Source organism: Vibrio sp. J1-1, assembly GCF_021728395.1.
In the GTDB taxonomy this organism is placed as follows: Bacteria; Pseudomonadota; Gammaproteobacteria; order Enterobacterales; family Vibrionaceae; genus Vibrio.
Map to the genome: position 1 here is coordinate 202,432 of NZ_JAKKCM010000002.1, position 26,322 is coordinate 228,753.

The following is a 26,322-nucleotide window of genomic DNA, read 5'->3' on the forward strand; positions in this document are numbered from 1 at the left end:
ATTTTATAATTATAACTTAGGTGTTAGTAATAATTCTCTTTTGCAGTTCATATTTAAGCACTATTATTAAAGCAAAAATTCTGTTTTAAACGTGTTAAACGTTTACACTAATATAATTATAATTAATTTTGAATTAATACTCTATTTTTCGTTTTTTTAAAATCTAGGTAAATATTAATACGATCTTATTTCACTAAATGGTGTAATTTCTTTTTATCAATATAACTCATTGAATTTAAATATTTTTTGTTGATTGCGTGTGGTTTTGGTTGAGATTTAATTTCATTTAAAAACAATGGCTTATAGTTAATTGTAACGTATTTAACAATTAATTAACCTTTCATTGTTTGTGGGATCTAAATCAATAATACGAAAATAGACTATAGTATTATTTGAAATGTAACACTTATGGATTAAATTAGAATAAAAGGCATTCAAGGATTTATGCCGAAAAAAATTATTAAACAATTCGGGTTTGTAATTAGTAGATTTATTTTCCGTAAAGAATGGAGTCGTCAATGAATAAAGTCGCTTTGATCACCGGGTCAAAAGGCGGAATTGGTTCCGCAATTTCCTCTCAACTCGTGAACGATGGCTATCGAGTTATCGCTACCTACAACACCGGCAATTATGACTGTGCGTTGGAATGGTTTAACAGCAAAGGTTTTACCAAAGACCAAGTTCGCCTTTTGGAGTTAGATGTTACCGACACAGCTCAATGTGCAGAAAAGTTAGCACTTTTGCTTCAAGAAGAGGGGACGCTTGACGTTGTGGTCAACAACGCAGGTATTACTCGTGACGGCGTCTTCAAGAAGATGACGGCAGAAGCTTGGAACGACGTGATCAATACCAACCTCAATAGTTTGTTCAACGTTACTCAGCCAATTTTCGCGGCAATGTGTGAAAAAGGTGGCGGACGTATCATCAATATCTCTTCGGTTAATGGGCTTAAAGGTCAGTTTGGTCAAGCGAACTACAGCGCTGCGAAAGCTGGCATGATTGGCTTTTCTAAGGCGTTGGCTTTCGAAGGTGCACGCTCAGGCGTTACCGTCAACGTGATTGCTCCGGGGTACACCGGAACGCCAATGGTAGAGCAAATGAAACCTGAAGTGTTGGAGTCGATTACTAATCAAATTCCAATGAAGCGTTTAGCGACACCAGAAGAGATTGCAGCATCTGTTAGCTTCTTAGTGAGTGATGCAGGCGCATATATCACTGGCGAAACACTGTCGGTGAACGGCGGCCTTTACATGCACTAAGGATAGAGATGATGGAAAAAGTTTATATCGTAGCAGCAAAGCGTACACCAATTGGCGCATTTGGTGGAAGTTTAAAAAATACGTCGGCGGGCAACTTAGCGGCAGTCGCTATTAAAGGGGCTCTCGAAGCTGCAAAACTGAGTGGCGATAAGATCGATGAAGTAATTGTTGGTAATGTTGTTAGCGCAGGCCAAGGGATGGGCGTGGGTCGCCAAGCGGCACTATTTGCGGGTATACCAGAATCTGTGCCAGCGTATGGCGTCAATATGGTGTGTGGTAGCGGCATGAAAACCGTGATGGATGCTGTAGCTCACATTCGTAACGGCGATGCGCAAGTAGTGGTTGCTGCTGGCGTTGAGGTTATGTCTCAAATCCCTTTCACGGTACCAAGTAGCGTCCGCGATGGTAATAAGATGGGCAACATGGAAATGAAAGATCTGCTCATTACGGACGGGCTAACGGATATTTTTAATCAGTACCATATGGGCGTGACCGCGGAAAACGTGGCGAAGGAAGTGGGTATTACCCGAGAACAGCAAGACGCCTATGCCTTAGCCAGCCAACAAAAAGCAGTCGCTGCGATTGAAGCGGGTAAATTCAAAGATGAAATTGTACCGGTTGAAGTAACGCAGCGCCGTGAAAAGATTCTGTTTGATACAGACGAATACCCAAAGGCAAATGCAACACTCGAAGGTTTGAGCAAGCTGCGCCCTGCATTTGACCGCGAAGGTACGGTGACCGCGGGTAACGCATCAGGAATCAACGATGGTGCGAGTGCGATCATCGTAGCATCAGAAAGCGCAGTTCAAGCGCATGGCTTGACACCTCTGACTGAGATTGTGAGTTATGCGCAGTCAGGTATCGATCCGAAGACCATGGGGCTCGGGCCAGTTGAATCGGTGAATAAAGCGCTAGTGAAAGCAGAGATCAATATTCAGGATATTGATGTATATGAGTTGAATGAAGCCTTTGCGGCTCAGGCTCTTGGGGTGATTCATCAGTTGGCAGAAACAAACCAAGTTCCGGTCAATACGATTCAAGATAAAGCAAACTTCAATGGCGGTGCGATTGCGTTAGGTCACCCACTTGGTGCATCTGGCAACCGAATTCTGGTCACTTTAGTTCACGAACTTCATAAGCAGGACGCCCAATACGGTGTGGCTTCACTGTGTGTGGGTGGCGGTATGGGGACAGCTGTCATTCTAAAAGCAATTAAGTAATTTTTTAAACGGACATTTATATTCATTTATCTAGGAGATACACCATGTACACTGATTTTTTCAAAACATTCAGCGATCAAACAGAGAAAACGCTAGAACCTTACATGAAGTTCAACAAGCTGGTTACTAAAAACGTTGAAGTGCTGACTGAGCTTCAACTAAACGCGATGCGTACGTACAGTGAAATGGGTATTACGCAAATGAAAGCTGCGTCAGAAATCAAAGACGTGACTTCTCTGACTGCGTTTAATAGCCAGCAGCTAAGCGTAATGACTAAGCTTTCTCAACAAATGATGGATGACAGCAACAAGCTGCAAGCTATCGCAAAAGAATTCAAAGAAGACGTTGAGAAAATGACTTCGGAAAATCTTAAGACTGTTACTCCAGCGTAATTTGTCCGATTCTCGCCGCCATAGGGTCTGTTAGTCTTTCGTGGTTGGTTTTTGTTCGAGATAAAAGCGTTTTAATCGCGGCGAGAGGTTTGTAGCTTAGTCACTCTAAGCAAAATACCTCTCAACAAAGAGTAAAACGCTTTTAGCGGGGGCGCCCAGCTCGAACCCATCGGGCAGCGTTTGTGGCTCCTTTCTACTGCGTTATCGGCTTATCAGGTAGAGTAACTACATTTCAAAGCCTCTGCCTTGTATAAAGAACCCACAAACCGCTGCAAAAATCAGCTCAAAAGGTCAACAGACCCTAAGTTTGGGCGGCGTTGTTTTTTCCGAATATAGGAGTAAGACTATGTTTCAACACTTCTTTTCGGACTATCTTGTAAAGCTTCAGGAAACCAATCAACAATGGTGGCATGATTTCGAAGTCAACAAGGCAGTCGTGAATTCTCCTTTGAACAAGGCTATGCAAGAAGTGAACTTTGAGGACACTGCCAAACTGTTTGAACAAGCTGCCAATCAACCAGCTGCGATTCTTAAGCTGCAAGCTGAATGGTGGGAGCAACAGCTGCAAATTTGGCAGAACGTTGTTCTGGCAGGTAACCAGACGCAAACAATAGAAGCAGAAAGGGGAGATAAGCGTTTCTCTCATGAGGATTGGAAAAATGAGGCGATGTTTAGCTTCATCAAGCAATCCTACCTTTTGTTCAGTAAGATGTACTTGGACACCATCGAGTCATTAGAAGGCTTAGATGAGAAGGCGAAAGAGCGAATCACCTTCTTTTCCCGCCAAGCAATTAATGCCCTCTCCCCATCTAACTTCATTGCAACCAATCCAGAACTTTTAAAGCTAACACTTGAGCAAAACGGTCAAAACCTATTAGCAGGTTTAGAACAGTTTAAAGAAGACGTTGAGTCGAGCGCGGACATTTTAAAAATCCGCATGACCAATAACAATGCTTTCCGTGTAGGTGAAGATGTCGCCACCACAGCGGGTGACGTGGTTTTCAAAAACGAGTTATTTGAGCTGATCCAATACCGTCCGGTGACGGAGAAGGTGAATGCAACGCCGTTGCTGATCGTGCCGCCGTTCATTAACAAGTATTACATCTTGGATCTCACCGAGAAGAACTCGATGGTTCGCTGGCTGCTGGAGCAAGGACACAGTGTATTTATGATGTCCTGGCGCAATCCTGGCAAAGAGCAAGCCGAAGTTGAGTTTGGTGACTATGTCACTGAAGGTGTGGTAAAAGCCGTCGCAGCGATTGAAGACATTACTGGTCAAGATCAAATTAATGCGGTTGGTTACTGTATTGGCGGGACGGTTCTTGCAAGTACTGTTGCGTACTATGCTGCTAAGCGTATGAAAAAACGTATTAAATCCGCGACGTTCTTTACTACGCTTCTTGACTTTTCGCAGCCGGGAGAAGTTGGTGCTTACATTAATGATGTCATCATCAGTGCGATAGAATCACAGAACAATGCAAAAGGTTATATGGATGGCCGCTCTTTAAGTGTGACTTTCAGTTTGTTACGTGAAAACAGCTTGTACTGGAACTACTACGTAGACAACTACTTGAAAGGTAATAGCCCTGTGAATTTCGACTTGTTGTACTGGAACAGCGACAGTACTAACGTCAGTGCAGCAGCGCACAACTTCCTGCTTCGAGAGCTCTATCTGGAAAACAAGTTGATACAAGATAAAGGCGTGAAAATCGGCGGCGTTTGGATAGATCTGAATAAGATTAAAATCCCGAGCTACTTTGTATCTACCAAGGAAGACCATATTGCGCTTTGGCAAGGTACATATCGCGGCGCTCTGAACACCGGCGGTAACAAGACGTTTGTACTAGGCGAGTCGGGGCACATCGCGGGTATTGTTAATCCTCCGTCTAAGGGCAAATATGGCTATTGGTTAAACGATACGCTAGAAGACTCTGCTGAGGAATGGCTTAGCAATGCAGAGCGTAAAGATGGGTCCTGGTGGACACACTGGAATGAATGGCTACTTCAGTTCAATCCAGAAGAGCAGGTTGAACCATTCCCTACTGGTTCTGAAAGCAATCCAGTGATTGATAAAGCGCCAGGTACTTACGTTAAACAGGTATTGCCTGTGAAATAGTCTTGAACGGTCATGTTTCCTTTAGCATTAAAATTTGGCGATACTCTTGGCGGCCCTCGTGGTCGCTTTTTTTATTCAGCTGAGCATAAAACAAAACAGCGCTGAGGTTACCTCAGCGCTGTTTATTTATTGATACATGAACAAAGTCTTTGAATAGGGTATCCATGCATTACGTTGTTGGATTACAGGTTCTTATCTTTGCCTAGTGACAAAACCCACAGAGAAATGGCAGCGACGCCGACAAAGCCAGACAAAATGATTACCGGCATTGCGCTGTATCCAAGGATATGCCAAATCACAGATTCTAATGTACTCATGGTCAGTTCTCCTTATTGCCAGCCTTCTACGCCGTGCATATCAGGTAATTTGTGCGCGATACCTTTATGACAATCGACACAGGTTTTATCGCCTGAAGCTAACGCCGTTGAGTGTTGAGCAGAGGCACGAGAGCCTTGTTGTGAATAGTCCATAAAGTCGAACTCGTGGCAGTTACGGCACTCTAAAGAGTCATTTTTCTTCATACGAGCCCACTCACGCTCTGCTAAATGCCCGCGACGTTCCTGGAATTTTTCCGGCGTATCAATAGTACGAAGCACATAGTGAGCAAACAACTCTTTGGAAGCCTGAACCTTACGTACGATCTTATCCGTCCATTCATGAGGAACGTGACAATCTGAACAGATAGCGCGAACCCCTGAACGGTTTGAATAGTGGATCGTTTCTCTGATTTCAGCCACGATTGGTGCGTGACACCCAGAACAGAACTCTTCGGTATTCGTCGCTTCCATCCCCGTGTTAAATGCGCCCCAAAACAGCAGACCGCCAGCAAAACCTAGGAATAACACGACGCCAGCGGCAGCTTTGCTCGGGCTCTTCAGTCGATTCCAAAACGCTTTAAGTATTTTCATAAGTAACCTCTTAGCACTCGCGTTTCAATTACTGAAGTGAATCTACGGATTGGAATTTATTTTCCACTAGTGGCTTCGCATCAGTTTGCGGAACGTGACATTGCAAACAGAAGAAGCGACGAGGAGAGACATCAGCCAGTACAGCGTCTTGGCGGTTAACATAGTGGGTTACGCTGATTTTTGTAGCGCCTGACTCTTTCGCATTCTTCCAGCTATGGCAGGCAAGGCATTTATTCGCATTCAAAGAGACCTCATAGTTACGGATACTATGGGGAATCAGCGGTGGCTGATAAACATAGCTGTCTTCAACGATTTGATCTTTTGGGAAATCTTTGAACTCGTCAGCAGCGCGAGTCTCTTCTAGTTGAGACATGCCGCGTAGAGATTCTAAACCGCCAGTACCCCCTGGGTTGTCTAACTCAGCTTGTGCCATGCCTGTCACTAAAGCACCTACTGATAGAAGTGCGACAAGTAATTTTTTCATCATTTCTTCTCCGCCTTTATGGCTTAAATTCTTTTTCAGGCCGCCACGAGGACGGCCATATTATTCGATATCTGAAGCGTTAAGCGATCTTGGTGATTTTGACTGGACACTTTTTAAAGTCTGTCTGTTTTGACAGTGGGTCAGTCGCATCCAGGATTAACTTATTAATCAAAATACGAGCATCAAAGAATGGTACGAAGACCAAGCCTTTTGGCGGACGGTTACGACCTCGAGTTTCTACACGAGCGCGAACTTCACCACGTTTATTGGCGATGAGTATTTCTTCACCGCGACGAACATTGCGCGCTTTCGCGTCATCCGGGTGCATGTAACACACTGCGTCTGGAACCGCTTTGTAAAGCTCAGGAACACGACGAGTCATGGTGCCAGTATGCCAGTGTTCTAGAACTCGGCCTGTACATAACCATAAATCGTATTCGGAATCTGGCATTTCTGGTGGCGCTTCGTATGGCGCAGAGATGATCTTCGCTTTACCATCCGCGTTACCATAGAAGTCCCAACCTGAGCCTGCTTTCGCGTATGGATCTGAGCCTTCTTTAAAGCGCCATTGTGTTTCCTTGCCATCAACAACTGGCCAGCGTAAGCCGCGTACAGTGTGGTAAACATCGTATGGTGCTAAGTCGTGACCATGACCGCGACCAAATGTTGCATACTCTTCGAACAAACCTTTTTGAACGTAGTAGCCGAAGTGATGTGAATCGTCGTTCAGTTCACGAGCTTCTTCGACAGGGAACTTGTCGACCTGACCGTTTTTAAACAGCATGTCATACATGGTTTTGCCGCGATACTCTGGCGCTTTTGCAAGCAACTCTTCAGGCCACACTTCTTCCATTTTGAAGCGTTTCGCGAATTCCATGACCTGCCATAGATCCGATTTTGCCTCGCCCACAGTACCAACTTGTTGATACCAGGCCTGAGTACGGCGTTCTGCGTTACCGTAAGCGCCTTCTTTCTCAATCCACATAGCGGTAGGAAGAACCAAGTCTGCTGCTTGTGCCGTCGCGGTTGGGTATGGATCCGATACCACAATGAAGTTGTCCGGGTTACGATAACCAGGAAGACGATCAGTGTTAATGTTCGGACCAGCTTGCATGTTGTTGTTACATTGAACCCAGTAACAGTTCAATACGCCATCGTTAAGCATGCGATCTTGGAGAACCGCGTGGAAGCCTGGTTTTGGCGGAATTGTACCTTCAGGCAATTTCCAGATCTTCTCTGCGATTTCACGGTGTTTAGGGTTTGCTACCACCATGTCTGCTGGCAGACGGTGAGCAAAGGTGCCCACTTCACGTGCCGTACCACAAGCTGATGGCTGACCCGTTAGTGAGAATGGGCTGTTCCCTGGCGTTGAGATTTTACCTGTTAGCAGGTGAATGTTGTAAACCAGGTTGTTCATCCATACGCCACGAGTGTGTTGGTTCATACCCATGGTCCAAAGTGACATGACTTTGGTGTTTGGATCAGCGTATTGTTTAGCAAGCTCGATCAGTTTCTCTTTCTCGACACCAGAAATTTCTGACGCTTTCTCAACTGTGTAAGGAGCGACAGACTTCTTGTACTCTTCAAAAGAGATAGAAGTAAGTTTGCCTGAGTTTGGATTCTTTGCAGCCACTTGTAATGGGTCATCATCACGCAAGCCATAGCCGATATCAGTATCCGCCTGTGTAAAGTTGGTGTGCTTGTTAACGAAATCCCAGTTTACCGCATCATTCTCGATGATGTAGTTCGCAATAAAGTTTGCGATCGCAAGGTCAGACTGAGGATTAAAAATGTAACCGTGGTCAGCTAACTCAAATGAACGGTGGTAGTAGGTAGAAAGTACGTTTACTCGAACGTGAGGGTGGCTCAAACGACGGTCAGTGATACGTGTCCAGAGTACTGGGTGCATCTCGGCCATGTTAGAACCCCAAAGCACGAATGCATCGGCGTTCTCGAAGTCGTCGTAGCATCCCATTGGTTCATCAATACCAAAGGCACGCATGAAGCCGACAACCGCAGAAGCCATACAGTGACGTGCGTTCGGGTCAATGTTATTCGAACGGAAGCCCGCTTTCATCATTTTTGCCGCAGCGTAGCCTTCCATTACGGTCCATTGACCAGAACCAAACATACCGATACTCGTTGGGCCCTTTTTCTCTAGAGATGCTTTCCATTTCTCTGCCATAATATCGAAGGCAGCATCCCAAGATATCGGAGTAAAGTCGCCATCTTTATGGTATTGGCCATCTTTCATACGAAGTAATGGTTGAGTCAGACGGTCTTGCCCGTACATGATTTTAGACAGGAAGTAACCTTTAATGCAGTTCAAGCCTTTGTTCACAGGTGCTTCAGGATCACCTTGTGTGGCCACAACTTTGCCGTTTTGCGTGCCAACAAGAACAGAACAGCCTGTACCACAAAAACGACAAGGCGCCTTGTCCCAAGTGATTTTGCTTTGATCAGAGCTTGCAATCAGGTTCGCGGCAGAGGCTGGTAGTGTAATACCTGCGACAGCAGCAGCCGATGCAGCCGCGTTTGCTTTCACAAACGCACGTCTTGTCATTTTCATACTTCACCCTCAATTTGGGAATTCTGTGTTCCAGTGTTTTGGTTATCTGCTTGTTCAAGTTCAGTCTCAATTTGGTGGTAAACCAAGACGGTACTTAAGACATTAGGTAAATTATTAATCGCGTCGATAGTATCGGTGATGAATCCTTGGTTTTCGGTCTCAAGCACCACAACGATTTTTCCTTCTGGACTGTCGCCGTATATCTCGGCGTTCTCATACGCTTCGATCTGGGCTTTGATATCATCCAGATGCTCAGGCAGTACGTGTACTACCAGACTTGAAATATGCACTTCATTTAGAGACATATAGCTCTCTCAGTTGTTGCCTTTTAGATATACAGCTTAGGCAATGATATTTATATTGCTCACATTGATGGATGCTGTCGGACAGACAGAAACACATGCTCCACATCCGTTACACTCATCAAGGTTTAAATTCGGTTGTGCTACTTTCCCCAGCTCTAATTTGAACTGAATTGCCATTGGGTCGCACATATCCCCACAGGCTCGGCATTCAACATTCTGTTTTGCTAAACAGCTGTCATTTATGTGTGCTTTTGCCTGCCAAGGCTGTTCTGTTTCTGCTAAAAATAGTGGCTCGGGACAGACATCAGCACATTGATAGCAAAACGTACATTCATTAATGCTAAAGTCGACCGAAGGGAAGCCGCCGTCACTTTTGGATATAATTTTAGTTTCGCAGACATCAATACACTTACCGCAGCGAGTACAACCGTCTGTAAAGTGTTCAGGCTGTGCTAACCAAGGTAAGCGTACTGCATCATTGGTGTGCGTTTTTCTTGCAAAGAGTCTTCTTCTTGAAAGGTTTACCACTTAACCACCTCAATGCGGATGTTCATCTTAAAATTTGGTACTCAACTAAGCTTAGCCCACAATTTTCATTAATAAACTTTCATTAACGCAAACGAAATTGTAGTTTTTGACATATTCGCATAAATACCCCCAAGGGGTTAATTGGGGGGTATTATTGTTTTAGATCAATAAATTCCATCGCGGGTGATCACATATTGATGACGCTAAAGCGTCACGGGCTCACTGCACAAGCCAATCGCACAACAAAGTAAGGATTTCAGGTTGTTAAAAAATGTAAAAAAGTCAGTAACCGGGACGATTGCATCTGCAATGCTGATCATTCTGTTGTTATCGATTGCAACAACTGGATTCGCTATTTTCACGCTGGCGTCTAGTCTCAACGATGCTGAAGCGGTTAACGTTGCAGGGTCAATGCGTATGCAGAGTTATCGCTTGGCTAATGATATTCAAATCCAGTCAGTAGATTACTCGGATCATATTGAAGCATTCGAACGTTCGATTTATTCACCCTCGATGAAGGCGTTGCAAAACTGGTCGGTACCTGAAGATATTACCCAAGACTATTACGGATTAATTGCTCGATGGCATGAACTCAAAGTGGTTCTAAAACGAGACGATCCGAGCGACTATCAAATGTTGGTTGTGGGATTCGTTGCGCAGATTGATGCGTTTGTATTTAAGCTGCAAAGTTTTTCAGAACAAAAGTTGATTAACTTAGCGTGGGTTGGCGGCCTTGGTCTTGGCGGGATTCTCTGCGCAAGTGTATTCGTTGTTCTCTTTGTCCGCCGGGAAGTCGTTAAACCGTTACGATCTTTGGTTGTTGCGAGTGAGCAGATCCAAAACCGTTCCTTCGATATTTCACTTGAAGTGCAAAGTGATAATGAAATAGGCATACTGACACGCACCTTTAATCGTATGGCTACCGATCTCGGCAAACTCTACCGAGGGTTAGAGAAAGCCGTTGACGAAAAGACACGCAAATTGCAACAGGCAAATCAGTCTCTTGAAGTGCTTTATGATTCCTCAAAAGAGCTGACGGCTTCGCGAATCGGCCAGGAAAATTTTCAGGCTATTTTACAACACCTTGCTAGCCTGGAAGGCATTAAGGCGGTTAAGCTCGAGATAGAGCAGGTGGGTGAGCCAAATTGGATTCTCACCGAGGGAGAAGAGTGTTGTCATGATTGTGATGAAGCATGTCACGCTGATCCACTTGTACTCGATGGCGAGCACTTGGGATTTCTTTATTGGAAGGCAGGGCTGCCTTGTCCAAATGAAACTTTAATCGATAACTTTGTACAGATTCTTTCCCGAGCAGTCTATTACAATCGAGCTCAGCGACAAGCTGAACAAATATTATTGATGGAAGAGCGAGCCACCATTGCGCGAGAACTGCATGATTCACTGGCTCAGGCCCTTTCTTACCTGAAAATTCAAGTCGCTTTGCTTAAAAGAAGCGTGAAAAATTTACCTGATGAAAAGGCGATATCACAAGCCAATCAGGTTATTGCTGAGCTGGATACGGGATTATCGGCTGCGTATACTCAATTGAGAGAGCTACTAACCACCTTCCGCTTAACAATAAAAGAGGGGAGTTTTGGGCAGGCGTTGCAAGAAATGGTCGCGACGTTGAATGAACAAACAGAGACTAAGATATCCTTAAACAACCGTCTTTCTTCTACAGAGTTAGATGCGCACCAACAGGTGCATCTACTGCAGTTGATCAGAGAAGCAACTCTTAACGCAATGAAGCATGCTCAAGCGGATAATATTGTTATTCAGTGCCTCGATTGTGACGGGAAGATCACAGTAACAATAGAAGATGACGGGGTAGGCTTTGATCATCAAGACCCAAAAATTAATCATTACGGTATGAGTATCATGCAAGAGCGAGCAACAAGACTGCATGCTGACTTTCATGTGGTCGCGTCGAAAAACAATGGTTGTACCGTAACACTAGAATTCCAACATAGTAAGGAAGTAAACATTGACAGCGTGTAAAGTAATGCTGGTGGATGACCATCCACTAATGCGACGTGGCATTCAACAACTTTTAAGTTTCGAACCAGAGTTTGAAGTTGTTGCAGAAGCGAGTAACGGTGCGGATGCTGTTGCTAAAGCGCATGAATTGGAACTGGATTTAGTACTTCTCGACCTCAACATGAAGGGAATGTCTGGCTTGGATACTCTGAAAGCCTTGCGAGCTGACGGGTGCGAGGCTCGCGTTGTTATTCTGACGGTATCAGATAGCCCTGCAGATATTGATGCGATTGTTCGCACTGGTGCCGATGGGTACTTACTGAAAGATACCGAGCCAGATGAGTTAGTCGAGTTGTTGAAGCAGGCTCATAGTGGTGATACAACCTACAGCCGGGAAGTGGCAAAATATCTTAGTGAGCGTGGCGAGCAAGAAGATGTCTTTGATACGTTGACTGAGCGTGAAAGCCAGATACTCAAAGAAGTGGCGAGAGGGTTTCGAAACAAACAAATTGCCGACCGTCTATTCATATCAGAATCGACAGTAAAAGTGCATATGAAAAGTTTGCTAAAAAAACTAAGAGTCCCGTCTCGCACAGCGGCTACTGTTCTTTATTTAGAACGCTTTGGCGATAGCAAGTAGCAAAAGTTACCCTGCCTCTATTGTGAATAGAGGTGGGGTTTCAATAATCTGGGCGAATAGAGTACAAGTCGCTAATATGCTTCCCACACCCTAAATAAAACTCATAAGCCGAGTCTTTGCTCTCGGCGTCAACCATCATGCGGAACATTCTTCCCTGCTCAAAATATAGAATTTCATATTCTACACAGTTATCAAGTTGCTCAACGGCAGCCATACTTAGCCTCCATAAACTATCCTAGAATCATTCAAGCAAATTATATGCTGTTTTAGGGAGCGCTATTCGATTTTTTAGCCAACCAATACGCTCAAATTCACTTTTTTGCGGATAGTAGTGATCAAAAAGTTATCTTCAAACTCTATATACTATTAGGGTGACAACAAATATTTGTCACATCAAGGTAAGTTTGCCGCAATATTAAGTGATATCACTGATTATAGAGGGTAAACAAAAGAAAAGGGAATTCGCTAAGTGATTAAATTACATGACGTATCTAATAAAGTACTTCGCTACAGCCTTATATTGATTTCCATTTTTGTCCTGGTTGGTTGTACTAAAAAGTTTTTCTATAACAATTTGGATTGGTTCGTCCTTGAATATCTGGACGATTATGTCACGCTCAACCAAGAGCAAGAGAATTTGCTAGAAGAACGGTTGTTACTCTTAGCAGAGTGGCATAAGAAAGAAGAGCTACCTCGTTATGTCGACCATTTAAAGGAAATGGAAACCATCACAGAGGAAGATATTACGTTGAATTACTTACAGCAAAGCCGAGAAAGATTCCGTGAACACTATAACCGTATTGTGAGTAAGGTTGCGCCAGAATTGTTCTCATTGAGTTTGTTATTAACTCCGCAGCAGCAACGTGAGTTTTTACTCAACGTACAAAAGGATTATAACAAGAGAAATGCTAAATATGCGGATAAGACAGAAAAGGAAGTCAGAAAGATTGTTTTTGATAAGACGGAAGAGTGGGTGACAGAGTGGATAGGGGAACTTAATAATGATCAACAAAGATATGTGACGCAATTTTCTAATCAAGTTATTCTCAATAGTCCTTTATGGCGTAATTATCGAGCATCAATCTATAAAGAGCTTGAATATATGTTCGACAATAAATCCAACAATGTTATTTATCAGAAAGTGTTCATGAAAATAATGTTTGAGCCAGAAAGTTTTTATAGTGATCAATTATCTCAAAATATGGATCACAATGTAGCGCTGGTGGACCAGCTCACCCTTTCACTCTCTAAGTCCATGACGGAAAAGCAGTGGAACCATTTTCACGGTAAAGTTGCAGAGTGGCGTGAATTAGCGCAAGAGCTCCTGGGTTGAGCGGTATGATTAGCTCTGTTTTTAATTAGAAAATGATTCAAAGCAAGTTCTTATTCTACGTTGGGCGTAACATGCAAAGAAGCCTAGAGTAATGAGAATAATTATGAAGCATTTAGTTGAAAGGTTTCTTCGCTACGTCACGTTCAATACCAAATCAAACCCCAAAGTGACAGCTTGTCCAAGCAGTCCGGGTCAGCTCGTTTTTGCACAACATTTAAAACAGGAAATGATAGACCTCGGCTTAAGTGATGTCGTCTTAACGGAGCATGGATACCTTATGGCGAGACTGCCATCCAATGTTAAGTACGACGTGCCAGCAATTGGTTTTATTGCGCATATGGATACGGCTCCGGACGCTTCTGGTAAAAATGTTTCGCCTCAGTTTGTGGAAGACTATCAGGGGGGCGATATTGCGTTGGGACTTGGTGACGAAGTGTTGTCACCTGTTCAATACCCTGATTTGCATCAGCTTCATGGTCACAACCTGATCACGACGAATGGTAAGACCCTTTTAGGCGCAGATAATAAAGCCGGCATCGCAGAGATATTATCGGCAATGGCGATGCTGATTGAAAACCCAGACATTCCGCACGGTGATATCTGCATCGGATTCACGCCTGATGAAGAGATCGGTCGAGGTGCAGATAAATTCGATGTTGAAAAGTTTGGTGCGCAATGGGCATACACGGTAGATGGTGGTCCTCAGGGTGAACTGGAATATGAAAACTTCAATGCAGCAAGCGCTGACGTTGTTTTTCACGGTGTCTGCGTTCATCCTGGAACCGCAAAAGGAAAAATGGTCAACGCGATGAACTTGGCGGCCAAATTTCAGGTGCAGATGCCAGAAGAGCAAACTCCCGAAACCACAGAAGGTTATGAAGGCTTTTATCATCTTAAATCAGGCAGTCTTGGCATTGCTCATAGTGAGTTAGGCTATATTATTCGTGATTTTGACCGGGAAGGTTTAGAAAGTCGTAAATCGTTTATGCGTAAGTTAGTGGATGAGATGAACGCCGGACTGAAACATGGCTGTGTAGAAATCAAAATCACAGACAATTACTACAACATGCGTGAGATGGTCGAGCCTTATCCTCATATTATCGACCTTGCAAAGCAAGCGATGGAAGCGTGCGATGTTGAGCCTTTGATTAAACCAATACGAGGCGGAACCGATGGCGCTCGTTTATCATTTATGGGTTTACCATGCCCGAATATCTTCACTGGTGGGTTTAACTTTCATGGTATTCATGAATTCGTTTCAATCGAAATGATGGAAAAATCGGTGGTGGTAATCGCCAAAATTGCCGAGCTGACTGCGAAGAAATACCAGTAGTTTTAAAACTGTCGTAACGCCTTTACCTTCAGAAACAAAACCGCCCAGACAATGTCTGGGCGGTTTTGTTTGAAATGAAGATTAACGAACGTCTTTACCTTCAATTTCGATTTCTTCTAACGGTAGCCAGTCCACTTCTACGCCAGCTTGATCGAACATATCCTGGCTGACCTGAATTTTATCCCCCCAGCGAGACAGAAAATCTTCTGATTGCTCTGGGCAGTGTACGCGTGAGATGCCAGTCTGAATAATTTTGGCCGCACAGTTAGGACACGGAAAATGGGTGACCCAAATGTCACAGCCGTCTAAATCACGCTTAGAAAACAGAATGGCGTTTTCTTCTGCGTGCAGTGTCTTTAAGTATTTAAGTTCTCGCTCATCGGTGTCCACGCTGTCGGAAACCCCGTGTGGATAGCCGTTAAAGCCAACAGAAACGATACGGTTTTGCTTGGTAATTACTGCACCAACTTGCGTGGATGGATCTTTACTCCAAGATGCCACCAATTCGGCCATTTGGTAAAAACGTTTCGCCCATTTAGAAATCATGTACATCCTCTCGATCGAAGGCTTTGAAATATCGAAATGATAACTCATTTTGTTGTAAAAAATAGTCAAAAAACGAGTGCTGACGCTTAATTGCTCACTTTTCATCATTCTGTTAGGGAAGGGAATCTGATCTACAGGCTCTAGATGTTAGTGATGGGAAGAGAAACGTAGTCATACACTGCGCTAATGAAAGATGGATTTTCATGTTGTAGGACAAATAAAGATAATAAAAAAATTTCCATCGCATCACGTTAATTTTACTTGGTTTCATTTCATTACAATTAGAAACGATTTGCATAATTTATGTAGGAGAATTCGCACGCTACAGACGGTAAGGTTGAAGGGTTTGTTAATAATATCCTGTTCCATAAAAATGGTAAATACATGCAAAAGAAACCACTTGTCGCACTAATAGCGGCTACAACTATCCTTGCAGGATGCGGAGAAGTGAAAAATACCCAGGGAGGGAGTCAGGCTCCTCTCGTTGTGACACAGGATGTCATTGTCATTGACTACCAACCAAGCAAGTCGTATATCGGCCGAATTGAGGCAGTAGAAGATACCAATATTACCGCTCAAATTTCAGGCTACTTGAAAGCGCGTCATTTTGAAGAAGGACAAATGGTAGAAAAAGGCCAACTGCTTTATACCATCGAACCTTCTTCTTTTGAGGCTCAGGTAGCAAGTGCGAAAGCAACCTTGGCTCAGGCGAAAGCTGCACTCAAGAAAGCGGAATTAGACCATCAACGCGGGAAAAATTTGCTTCCTCGCGGCAGTATTTCCCAATCAGAGTTTGACGCCCTGACTGCGGCACTTTTAGGTGCCAGAGCTGAACTTGAAGCCGCGAACGCTCAGTTGAAGTTAGCGGAAGTGAACCTCTCTTATACACAGATTCGCGCCCCATTTAGCGGTCGCATTAGTGATACCAAAGTAAGTACTGGTGATTTGGTTTCTCCATCATCAGGGGTTTTGACCACATTGGTGAGCTTAGATCCCGTTCACACCTCATTCAGTGTTAGTGAGCGCGAACGCCTGGCGATGGGCATGGACAAAGTTAAAGGGGATGGCTCTGCGGAATCCAGTAATGTCGAAGTACAGCTAGAGCTGGAAAACGGAGAGTTCTTCGAGCACTTAGGACAACTCGATTTCTTAGGTAACCGTATTAATACTCAAACCGGCACGATTTCGATGCGAGCGATCGTCACTAACCCTGATCATAAGCTATTGCCGGGTCAGCACATCAAAGTGAACTTGCGTGATAAGAACGCAAGAGACGTGATTGTCGTGCCACGTCGTGCGGTACAAACGGATCTGGAAGGGGACTTTGTAATGGTGACCACCGAAGGTAATGTAGCAGAGCGTCATAACGTTGTGCTAGGACCGCAAGTAGAGCAAGGGATCATTATTCGTGATGGTCTGGATCAAAACGATTCGGTTATCACACAGGGCTTACAGCGTGTTCGTAATGGCGTAGAAGTGAGTATTCAAACTCCGACTGAAGATAAGCAGTAGGAGGCAGAATGCTAAGTCGTTTCTTTATACAAAGACCTAAGTTTGCTCTGGTCATTTCCATCATTTTGACATTGGCTGGGGCTATCTCATTAGCAATCCTGCCAGTTGCAGAATACCCACAGATCAGCCCACCTTCGGTTAGCGTGTCGGCGTACTACACTGGAGCAAGTGCTGAAGTTGTCGAACAAGCGATTGCCGACCCGATAGAAACCTCGGTGAACGGGGTAGAAGATATGATTTATATGTCTTCAAAAAGTGCGAACGATGGCTCTTACAGTTTGAACGTCACCTTTGATGTCGGAACCGATCCCGACATGGCGCAAGTTAACGTTCAGAACCGAGTGTCGCAGATTGAATCCAAGTTGCCACAAGAAGTTCGAATGGTGGGTGTGACGGTTAAAAAACGTTCACCAGACCTATTAATGGTGCTGAACTTCTATTCTCCGGACGGCAAGTATGATGACCAGTTCCTAATCAACTACATCAACCTCAATGTAAAAGATCAGCTTGCTCGTGCGAAAGGGATCAGTGAAGTTAATGTGATTGGTGGCGGTGAGTACGCGATGCGTGTTTGGTTGGATCCTGAAAAGATGGCTAACCTGAAGCTGACTACATCCGACGTATATGCGGCATTAGCGGAGCAAAACGTTCAGGTTGCGGCTGGGCGAGTAGGCGCTGCTCCTTACAATAACCCTCAGGAAGTTCAGTTTAATCTGGTGACTAAAGGTCGTTTGGAGAGCGTGAGCGAATTCGAGAATGTGGTACTTCGCGCCAATTCAGATGGTTCAACCGTTTACTTAAAAGATGTCGCGCGCGTAGAACTGGGTAAAAAGTTCTACGATGGTAATGGCCAGTTCCGTGGTCAAGATGCGTCTATTGTTGCGTTGTCTCTTCAGTCCGATGCAAACGCGTTGGAAAGTGGCAAAGCGGTCATGGATCTGCTTGAGCGTTTGAGTAAAGACTTCCCGGAAGGCATGGCGTACGAAACCAGTTACGATACGACAGTTTTCGTTGCGGAGTCTATCAAAGGGGTGGTCAAAACTTTGATCGAAGCCATTTTACTCGTTATCGCGGTTACGTATCTGTTCCTAGGCAGTGCGCGCGCCACGCTAATTCCGGTGGTTGCGATTCCAGTTTCTCTGGTTGGTACGTTCGCCATCATGCAAGTGACAGGCTTTACCATTAATACAGTTACTCTGTTTGGTTTGATTCTTGCAATCGGTATCGTAGTGGATGACGCTATCTTGGTGATCGAAAACGTCGATACAACTATGGCTAAAGACCCGACCATTTCACCGCGCAAGGCTACCTTGCTCGCCATGAAGGAGGTGACCGGGCCGATCATTACCTCAACCTTGGTGCTTCTAGCGGTTTTCCTACCGGTTGCTATGCTTCCGGGTATTACTGGCATTATGTATCGTCAGTTCGCACTGACTATTTGTATCTCGGTAGTGATTTCATCGATCAACGCATTAACGCTTTCTCCGGCGTTGTGTTCTTTGGTGCTCAAGCAAGGGGGTGGCAATACCGCAAGTTGGTTCCAGGCATTCAACCGTGGTTTAGAGCGTGTGACTAAAGGCTATGGTCAGGTTGCGGGCTTCTTGGTCAAGAAGTCACTGTTGCTTGTGACCTTCTTCATTGTTGCGGTTGCGGCAGTCTCTTTCTTTGCTAAGACGACATCCACGGCTTTTGTTCCTCAGGAAGATAAAGGGATCTTGTTGGTGAATGTTCAACTGCCAGATTCTGCTTCATTGTCTCGTACTGAAGAGGTCACGAGCGCGTTGATGCAAATGGTAGAGCAGGAACCTGGTGTTGATGGGGTGACGGTAGCAAATGGCTACTCCTTTATGACAGGAGCGGCCGCTTCAAACGGTGCCTCGATGTTCATTAAATTGCATGATTGGGAGACGCGAAATTCCTTAGAAGGAGACCATTCGGCGAATACTATTGCTAACCGTATCAACGGCCTTGCCGCGATGAAATTACCACAGGCTGTGGTGTTTGCTATGGGCCCACCTGCGGTTCCGGGTATGGGGGCGGCGTCAGGCTTTGAATTTGTGCTGGAAGATACCTTGGGACGCAGCCGTACAGATTTATCCATGGTCATGGGGGAGATGATTCAGGCGGCAAACCAAGCACCGGAAATTGCTTATACGTTCAGTACATTCCGTGCAAACGTGCCGCATTACTATGTTGATATTGACCGTGAAAAGTCACAGCAACTCGGTATTTCATTGTCTTCAATCTTCCAGACACTGCAAGGTAACTTAGGTAGTTTGTATGTGAATGACTTCACCATGTTTGGTAAGAACTTCCGTGTGACTATGCAAGCGGACAGCCAGCATCGCAGTAGCATGCAGGATTTAGAACGTTTCCACGTCCGCACGACTGGCGGAGATATGGTTCCGCTAAGCACACTGGTCAGTTACGAGCAGGTGTTTGAGCCTGATGTTGCATGGCGATACAACATGTACCGCAGTGCGATTATTCAAGGCCAACCAGCACCGGGTTATTCAAGTGGTGATGCGATTGCAGCGATGGAACGTGTGGCGGCAGAGGTTCTACCGCAAGGTTACACTTATGAGTGGACGGGCATGGCCTATCAGGAAGTGCTTGCTGGCAATCAGGCAATTTATGCCTTTGCATTGGCACTGATCTTCATTTACCTGTTCATGGTGGCACAGTATGAAAGTTGGAGTATCCCGCTCGCGATTATTCTCGTCGTGCCAGTTGCAACACTCGGTTCTTTCCTAGCACTGAATCTAACTGGAACGCCGTTGAACTTGTACGCTCAGATAGGTCTCGTTCTGCTCATTGCGTTAGCCGCAAAGAACGCCATCTTGATTGTGGAGTTTGCTAAGCAAGAGCGCGAAGAGAAAGACGCGGACATTGACAGTGCGGCAGTGAAGGGTGGTACGTTGCGTTTCAGAGCGGTAAACATGACGTCCTGGTCATTTATCTTGGGTATTTTCCCTTTGATTTTTGCAGCAGGCGCTGGGCATGTCAGTCAGAACTCTTTGGGCATTTCCCTTATTGGGGGGCTGCTATGTGTGCTTCTGGCGGGTACATTTCTGATCCCGGGTTTCTATGCTCTGGTACAGAAACAGCGTGAGAAAGTGCACGGCGGTAATACTAAACTTGTCCCTCTCGATGATGAGTAGTGATGATCAAATGGTAGTAACTGACCTTTAAATGAAAAAGCCCGAAGCGTTACGCACTTCGGGCTTTTTATTTGGAATTACCTCAACGGATTAGGCGACGCGAGTTTTAAACTCTGCAACGGCATCATCCATATCATGAGCTTGAGCAGAAACGGAATCCACTTCCAGCAAGCACTCCTTTGCTGATTGCATGTTATTTTCCGAGATCGCGTTCAGTTCATTGATTGAGTCGCTGACTTGGTTCATGACAATACCTTGCTCCTCAATCGCAGAGGCAATACGCTCGGAATTACCCTGAATCGTATGCATGTCAGTGATGATTTGTTTGAGGCTAGCGTCCAACTGTTCAGATTCGCTCAGCGTTTGTTGCCCTTGATCGTTACACTGATCGATATCGGATACGACGGTCGACATTTGGGCCTGAATATCGGTGACCACTCGGGTGATTTCTTCGGTAGATTGATGTGTACGGCTTGCCAGTGCTCGAACTTCATCAGCAACCACGGCGAAACCGCGACCTTGTTCACCAGCACGCGCCGCTTCGATAGCAGCATTAAGAGCGAGTAGATTAGTTTGTTCTGCGATTTCCTGAATGATATTTACCGCGCCACCAATCTTATCGACATGCTGGTTTAAGGAGCTGATAGATTGCTGACTGTTAGATAAAACCCCACTCAGCTGACCAATACTAGTCACAGTAGCTTCGACGACTGTACGCCCTTGCTCTGCATTGTTAGTGGCTTGATGGACCCCTTCTACTGCAACAGATGTACTTTCAGAGATCTCACCGATAGTCGCGACCATTTGTTGAACAGCCGTCGCCATAGAGACAGTATGATCGGTTTGAGTGTGAAATTGTTTCATAACACCTTCTAGCTCACGGTGCATATTGTCGGTGCTCGCTGTCAATTGCATCGACTTCTCTTGCGTGTTCTGAATTAAACGCTCAAGTTTTTCTAACAGATCATTAAGGTGATGGCTGATATCAAACAGTTCATCTTTACCCGCCAGATCGGATCGTAGTGATATATTGTTGCTCTCACTGATGGTTTTTATCGTCGTTAATAGGCTGCTTACGCGAACATTGATAGAACGAGAGATTTGCCAGATAAGCAAAAATAGAACGATCAGTACTAGAGCAGTAATGACTTGTTTAACGGTAGTCATACTCTCTTCGCGCTGAGTTGCTACAGAATCAATCATCGATGAGAAAGTATCGAACTGCGTCTCTACGGCATGAGAAAGAGCGCGAGTCTTACCAAGCAAGCCCTTGTTGTATGCGACCCCAATGATTTGTTTCAGGCTGGCAAGTTGCTCCGCAACTTTCAGCAGTTCAGGGGCGTCAATGCCACTCAGCGAGTTAGGAGCGAATTGTCCTGATTTTATCGCGTTATCAAAATGAATAAGTGTCAGAATCTGCTGGTGGTCGGCAACTTTTTTAGCATCAAGCAATAGCGTTTCATATCGTGCCAAAAGCCCGCTTTCGCTGTTAAGACCATACTGTTGAGAGGCAGATACTAGTGCCTGAAAGCCTTGTTGGTAAGCCAGTAAATCCTTTCGTAGCTGATAACTCGACGGGAGATCGTAGTGAGTAAGAATGTCAGCCAGTTCTTCTTCGACTTGTAGAAATAGGTCGGCATTGTTCTTGAATTTTTCTAAATACTTTAAATCGCTACGAAGTAAAAAGTCTTTCTCATTACGTCGCAAATTTAATAAGCGAATTTCCAAATCACCTACATGTTTAATAGCTTGGTTGAGTTTATTACTTTGGTTGGCGAAATGAGACGAGGTACCCAAAAGGGTCACAATGCCTAAAATGGCGATAGCTCCAAGGAAGTAGAGTTTTTGCCGAATAGTCATATTGCTTTTTCCTGAATAAATGGTCGGGCGGTATAAGTTGTCATTGAGGCGAAGATGACATTTTCTACTCTATTACCCGTTCTTATTGATACTGCTGTCTACTTTGTAGTAAATATCAAAAGATGATTGATTTGATTTATATCGATAACTCAATCCCCCCAAATAAATATGAAGCTTGGGTGGTTCTAATAGTTCGATACATTTGTCATGCTAAACGCTATTTTTAATACTGTACTTTCTTGCGTTGTTGCTTTTTAGCGCCCAGCTTGTTTTTACTGTCAAGCCGACGACGTTGTGAAGCGCGGGTTGGTTTAGTGTTGATGCGCTTCTTCTTTTGTATCACAGCAGATGCAATCAGCTCTTGCAGCCGATTTAGTGCGTCTTCTTTATTTTGTTCCTGCGTGCGAAACTGTTGTGCCTTAATAATAATCACACCGTCTTTTGTGATACGGCTGTCCGAAAGCGCGAGTAATCGCTCTTTGTAAAACTCCGGTAAAGTTGAGTGATGTATGTCAAAGCGCAAATGAATTGCAGTCGCCACCTTATTAACGTTCTGCCCACCATTTCCTTGAGCTCTTATTGGCGATAACTGGATTTCCCATTCTTGAAGTGTGACGGAGTTCGAAATTTTGAGCATGATAAGAGAATGCCGATAGGGACGATTAAAAGAGCTGATAAATTAACATTACAGATGTAAGAATAGAAGAGAAGACATGAGTACGATTGATTTCAGGCCATATGAGGGATTCATCTTCGATATGGATGGTACCTTGATTGATACCATGCCTGCCCACCTTGCTGCTTGGCAAGCGACAGCCGACCGATTTGATTTTCCATTTTGTCAGGATTGGTTTCATAGTTTAGGGGGCATGCCGAGCTTTAAGATTGTTATTGAGTTAAATAACAAACACGGGCTATCGCTCGACCCTAAGCAAGTGGCACGGTTTAAGATGGAAACCTTCACTGCAATGGAACTGCACGGTGAGATTATTCCTTGTACTAACGACGTGTTAGAAGAATATCTAGGTTTTAAAAAGATTGCAGTGGGGACGGGAAGTCAACGCGACAGTGCGATGCGTTTACTGAGTCATGCTAGGCTGTTAGATAAACTTGATGCTGTTGTTACTGCTAGCGATGTTGATAATCATAAGCCGTTTCCAGACACCTTTCTTATGGCTGCAGAACAACTCGGTATAGAAGCATCTGGTTGTCTGGTTTTTGAAGATACGGAATTGGGTAAGCGAGCAGCACATGCAGCAGGAATGGATTGCGTCATGGTGGTAGGTGATGATCTTATTTTCTTCGCTAAGCCTTAAATGAGTTAACGGTTAGCCTGTTTTAAGCACTGTAACTGCTAGTAGTAAAAAGGGGTGCGAATGCACCCCTTGATGATCAATGTATTGAAAGCTCTGAGCTTATGGTTGAACCATTTCGATTACTTCGTACTCGAACTCTGGAACCACAACTTCAACACGGCGGTTTTGAGCACGGCCTTCTTTAGTGCTGTTGTCAGCAACTGGGTTTTCTTCACCCATGCCAGACACAGTTAGACGGCTTGCATCAATACCAGCTGCTGTTAGGTAATCAGCAACCGCTTGAGCACGACGCTCTGACAGTTTTTGGTTGTACGCTGCTGGACCTGAGCTATCTGTGAAACCTGTAATCTCTACGTTAGCTTGAGGGTACTCGTTCAAGTGATCAATGAAATTGTCGAGACGCTGTGTCGCAGTAGGTGTAAGTTTTGAACTATCAAACTCAAACGTACCTGAACCGTACTCTTCTTTGTGAGTTTTCATTACCGCAACTGGTTCTGGCTCTGGCTCTGGCTCAACAACGGCCGCGACTACAGGAGCAGCTGCGAATGTGTAGTTAACACCAACAGAGAAGAAGTTCGCATCCATATCATTCCATACGTCGTCAGACATATCTTGATAACGTTGATACTCGGCGCGTAGGCTTAGATTTCGGTTTAGAGCGTATTCAGCACCCAGAGAGCCAGTTGGGACGAAATCTTTCTCGTCACCAGACATCATGTAAGCACCACCGATCTTAGCAAACAAGTTGAAATCGTCTGAAAGAGGTAGGTTTAGCTTAGGTGCCAGCGTCATTGCCCACAGATCGCCATCAATCGTATCGGCGCCTGCAGCTGTCTTGAAGTTAGCTTCGTAGTTGCCTAGGAAGTCTACACCGTATTCAAGATCAAAATATTCATTAAAGCCATAGCCAACGTGCATTCCGGCCGCGAATGCGTCATCATCACAAGGGCTGTTTAGATAGCAAGCATCATCGAGTGTACTCATGCCCACTTTGCCCCCGATATACATTTCAGCTTGCGCAGTGTTCAAAAGAGCGCTACCACTAGCTACCACCGCTGCTACTGCAATTGCTACTTTGTTCATAATGTTTCCTTGTATTGATTGCATATTAATTTACACGTCGTGTTATCAAATTTTAAGAAAAAACTAGTGTTTATAAGTAATTAGTTTAATAGTTAATTCATTTCATATCAAGCAACAAAATATTAGAACTAGACATACTTTTCTGTGTTCAATACCTCACAAACTTTTGATATTTCTTACATTGTAGTAAAGATTTTCAAAGGTATAAGAAAATATATGATAATTTTGAACTTTTTTACGTAAATAAATATTTACAATGTGTTTAATATTTAACGCTGGTAGTTTGTTTGCATTTATTTGCAAAAAGTGATTGAAAGTCTACGGCTAAGCCGATAAGTTACTTGCATCGAAAGTCAAAAATGAACCACAGCCCTTGTTGCTGCTTGCTTTATGAACAATATTGCAATGCTTATAGCTGGCTAAAAGGTGGGTCATTAACAACAACCAGGATGTAGAAGTAATGTTTCAAACTGATGATGTAAGAATAAATAGAGTAAAAGAACTGCTGCCACCTGTTGCAGTTTTAGAGAAATTTCCAACCACTGAAACCGCTGCTTCAACTACTTTTGATTGTCGTAATGCTATTCATAACATCTTGGAAGGGAAAGACGACAGACTGCTTGTTATCGTCGGTCCATGCTCGATCCATGATCCGGAAGCTGCTGTTGAGTATGGTAAAAAGCTAAAAGTACTGCGTGACGAGCTCGGTGATCAGTTAGAAGTCGTGATGCGAGTCTACTTTGAAAAGCCACGTACGACCGTAGGTTGGAAGGGGCTTATTAACGACCCGTACTTAAACGACACGTACAAACTGAACGATGGTTTGCGTATCGGACGTAAACTGCTTCTCGACCTCACTGATATGGGATTACCAACAGCCAGTGAGTTCCTAGATATGATTACTCCTCAATACGTTGCGGATCTTATTAGTTGGGGTGCAATAGGCGCGCGTACGACAGAGTCACAGGTACACCGTGAATTAGCATCGGGTTTATCTTGCCCGGTAGGCTTTAAAAACGGCACAGATGGAAATATCAAGATTGCAACTGACGCTATTCGTTCGGCAAGTGCGTCTCACCACTTCTTATCTGTAACGAAATACGGTCACTCCGCGATTGTTGAAACCGCAGGCAACCCAGATTGTCACATCATTCTGCGTGGTGGTAAGGAACCAAACTACAGTGCGGCTCATGTTACCCAAATTAAAGATGAGCTAGAAGCGGCAGGTCTACCAAAGAAAGTGATGATCGATTTCAGTCATGCTAACAGCTCGAAGCAGTTCAAGCGTCAGATGCTGGTATCAGACGACGTCTCAGAGCAGATTGCTGGTGGAGAAGATGCTATTTTTGGTGTGATGATCGAGTCTCATCTGGTTGAAGACCGCCAAGATCTTGTTGATGGCAAGGCTGCAACTTATGGTCAGTCAATCACCGATGCATGTATCGGCTGGGAAGATACTGAAGTTGTGTTACGTCAGCTTGCAGATGCAGTGAAAGCACGTCGCAATAAATAACACTTCTTAATTATATATGGAGCCAGAGGCCGACGCCTCTGGCTCTTTTTTTATTTATCGCTGACATATTACTAACCTGAACAAGCATGTGGTTAGGCTATTACCCGTAATAACTACATAGCGTCTGCGTTCCGTTAAAGACGGGCATGTCCTTTGATTGTAAGCAACTGTGTAAATTTCCCTGTGTTTACTCTTAAGAAAAATGGGGACATGCCGTTAAATAGTCACCCTAAAAGGGTCGTGAATCAATTACTTCGTAATAGCTCG

The 26,322-nt window shown here is 44.4% G+C and carries 23 protein-coding genes; 12 read left to right on the forward strand and 11 right to left on the reverse strand.

Features of this window, described 5'->3' with window-relative positions; translation table 11 throughout:
- Positions 1–518: 518 nt before the first annotated feature.
- The 4 genes from L3V31_RS03610 (at position 519) to phaC (ending at position 4,987) form a co-directional block, all read left to right on the forward strand.
- On the forward strand, positions 519–1,259 hold the full coding sequence (locus L3V31_RS03610) for an SDR family oxidoreductase (RefSeq protein WP_237314764.1): 741 nt from the start codon (positions 519–521) through the stop codon (positions 1,257–1,259).
- Between the two features lie 11 nt (positions 1,260–1,270).
- Entirely contained in the window at positions 1,271–2,479 is a 1,209-nt protein-coding gene (locus L3V31_RS03615) for an acetyl-CoA C-acetyltransferase (RefSeq protein WP_237314765.1), read from the forward strand.
- Between the two features lie 44 nt (positions 2,480–2,523).
- Complete coding sequence (locus L3V31_RS03620; protein WP_237314766.1) at positions 2,524–2,871, forward strand: phasin family protein; 348 nt, start codon at positions 2,524–2,526, stop codon at positions 2,869–2,871.
- A 346-nt stretch (positions 2,872–3,217) separates the two neighbouring features.
- Entirely contained in the window at positions 3,218–4,987 is a 1,770-nt protein-coding gene (gene phaC / locus L3V31_RS03625; RefSeq protein WP_237314767.1) for a class I poly(R)-hydroxyalkanoic acid synthase, read from the forward strand.
- A gap of 182 nt (positions 4,988–5,169) precedes the next feature.
- Here the strand turns inward: phaC and L3V31_RS03630 are convergent, their stop codons facing one another.
- From L3V31_RS03630 to napF, 6 genes are all read right to left on the reverse strand, one after another.
- Complete coding sequence (locus tag L3V31_RS03630) at positions 5,170–5,304, reverse strand: TIGR02808 family protein (protein WP_237314768.1); 135 nt, start codon at positions 5,302–5,304, stop codon at positions 5,170–5,172.
- A 12-nt stretch (positions 5,305–5,316) separates the two neighbouring features.
- Entirely contained in the window at positions 5,317–5,895 is a 579-nt protein-coding gene (locus tag L3V31_RS03635) for a NapC/NirT family cytochrome c (protein WP_237314769.1), read from the reverse strand.
- Positions 5,896–5,923: 28 nt separating this feature from the next.
- Entirely contained in the window at positions 5,924–6,379 is a 456-nt protein-coding gene (locus L3V31_RS03640; protein ID WP_237315000.1) for a nitrate reductase cytochrome c-type subunit, read from the reverse strand.
- Positions 6,380–6,458: 79 nt separating this feature from the next.
- A complete protein-coding gene (napA, locus tag L3V31_RS03645; RefSeq protein WP_237314770.1) occupies positions 6,459–8,948 on the reverse strand; it encodes a periplasmic nitrate reductase subunit alpha in 2,490 nt (829 codons plus the stop codon).
- Positions 8,945–9,253 (reverse strand): chaperone NapD, encoded by a 309-nt coding sequence (locus L3V31_RS03650; protein ID WP_237314771.1) that lies wholly within the window; start codon positions 9,251–9,253, stop codon positions 8,945–8,947. The genes napA and L3V31_RS03650 overlap by 4 nt, the downstream gene beginning before the upstream one ends.
- Positions 9,254–9,289: 36 nt before the next feature.
- A complete protein-coding gene (gene napF, locus L3V31_RS03655; RefSeq protein ID WP_237314772.1) occupies positions 9,290–9,781 on the reverse strand; it encodes a ferredoxin-type protein NapF in 492 nt (163 codons plus the stop codon).
- A gap of 261 nt (positions 9,782–10,042) precedes the next feature.
- Here napF and narQ point away from each other — a divergent pair, with 261 nt between their 5' ends.
- Positions 10,043–11,779 carry a nitrate/nitrite two-component system sensor histidine kinase NarQ gene (narQ, locus tag L3V31_RS03660; RefSeq protein WP_237314773.1) on the forward strand — a complete coding sequence of 579 codons (1,737 nt, stop codon included), beginning with the start codon at positions 10,043–10,045 and terminating at the stop codon, positions 11,777–11,779.
- Between the two features lie 4 nt (positions 11,780–11,783).
- A complete protein-coding gene (locus L3V31_RS03665; RefSeq protein ID WP_237315001.1) occupies positions 11,784–12,398 on the forward strand; it encodes a response regulator in 615 nt (204 codons plus the stop codon).
- A 40-nt stretch (positions 12,399–12,438) separates the two neighbouring features.
- Here L3V31_RS03665 and L3V31_RS03670 read toward each other — a convergent pair whose 3' ends face one another.
- Positions 12,439–12,612: an RNA helicase gene (locus tag L3V31_RS03670; protein ID WP_237314774.1), complete on the reverse strand. Its 174-nt coding sequence runs from the start codon at positions 12,610–12,612 to the stop codon at positions 12,439–12,441.
- 255 nt (positions 12,613–12,867) lie between these two features.
- Here L3V31_RS03670 and L3V31_RS03675 point away from each other — a divergent pair, with 255 nt between their 5' ends.
- Together L3V31_RS03675 and pepT are read left to right on the forward strand one after the other, a co-directional pair.
- Positions 12,868–13,731 carry a DUF6279 family lipoprotein gene (locus tag L3V31_RS03675; RefSeq protein WP_237314775.1) on the forward strand — a complete coding sequence of 288 codons (864 nt, stop codon included), beginning with the start codon at positions 12,868–12,870 and terminating at the stop codon, positions 13,729–13,731.
- Between the two features lie 103 nt (positions 13,732–13,834).
- A complete protein-coding gene (pepT, locus tag L3V31_RS03680) occupies positions 13,835–15,064 on the forward strand; it encodes a peptidase T (RefSeq protein ID WP_237314776.1) in 1,230 nt (409 codons plus the stop codon).
- A gap of 81 nt (positions 15,065–15,145) precedes the next feature.
- Here pepT and L3V31_RS03685 read toward each other — a convergent pair whose 3' ends face one another.
- Positions 15,146–15,610, reverse strand: a complete 465-nt coding sequence (locus L3V31_RS03685; RefSeq protein ID WP_237314777.1) for a cytidine/deoxycytidylate deaminase family protein — start codon at positions 15,608–15,610, stop codon at positions 15,146–15,148.
- 384 nt (positions 15,611–15,994) lie between these two features.
- Here L3V31_RS03685 and vmeY point away from each other — a divergent pair, with 384 nt between their 5' ends.
- Positions 15,995–17,122, forward strand: coding sequence for a multidrug efflux RND transporter periplasmic adaptor subunit VmeY (gene vmeY / locus L3V31_RS03690; protein WP_237314778.1), 1,128 nt, complete (start codon positions 15,995–15,997; stop codon positions 17,120–17,122).
- 8 nt (positions 17,123–17,130) lie between these two features.
- A complete protein-coding gene (vmeZ, locus tag L3V31_RS03695) occupies positions 17,131–20,283 on the forward strand; it encodes a multidrug efflux RND transporter permease subunit VmeZ (RefSeq protein ID WP_237314779.1) in 3,153 nt (1,050 codons plus the stop codon).
- 90 nt (positions 20,284–20,373) lie between these two features.
- Here the strand turns inward: vmeZ and L3V31_RS03700 are convergent, their stop codons facing one another.
- A complete protein-coding gene (locus L3V31_RS03700) occupies positions 20,374–22,143 on the reverse strand; it encodes a methyl-accepting chemotaxis protein (protein ID WP_237314780.1) in 1,770 nt (589 codons plus the stop codon).
- A gap of 223 nt (positions 22,144–22,366) precedes the next feature.
- Entirely contained in the window at positions 22,367–22,780 is a 414-nt protein-coding gene (gene arfB, locus L3V31_RS03705; RefSeq protein WP_237314781.1) for an alternative ribosome rescue aminoacyl-tRNA hydrolase ArfB, read from the reverse strand.
- A gap of 76 nt (positions 22,781–22,856) precedes the next feature.
- Between arfB and L3V31_RS03710 the strand changes: the two genes are divergently transcribed.
- Positions 22,857–23,459, forward strand: coding sequence for a beta-phosphoglucomutase family hydrolase (locus tag L3V31_RS03710; protein ID WP_237314782.1), 603 nt, complete (start codon positions 22,857–22,859; stop codon positions 23,457–23,459).
- A gap of 99 nt (positions 23,460–23,558) precedes the next feature.
- Here the strand turns inward: L3V31_RS03710 and L3V31_RS03715 are convergent, their stop codons facing one another.
- On the reverse strand, positions 23,559–24,542 hold the full coding sequence (locus L3V31_RS03715; RefSeq protein WP_237314783.1) for an OmpA family protein: 984 nt from the start codon (positions 24,540–24,542) through the stop codon (positions 23,559–23,561).
- 460 nt (positions 24,543–25,002) lie between these two features.
- On the opposite strand from L3V31_RS03715, the gene aroG reads away from it, so the two are divergent.
- Positions 25,003–26,055 carry a 3-deoxy-7-phosphoheptulonate synthase AroG gene (aroG, locus tag L3V31_RS03720; RefSeq protein WP_237314784.1) on the forward strand — a complete coding sequence of 351 codons (1,053 nt, stop codon included), beginning with the start codon at positions 25,003–25,005 and terminating at the stop codon, positions 26,053–26,055.
- Positions 26,056–26,322: the final 267 nt, after the last annotated feature.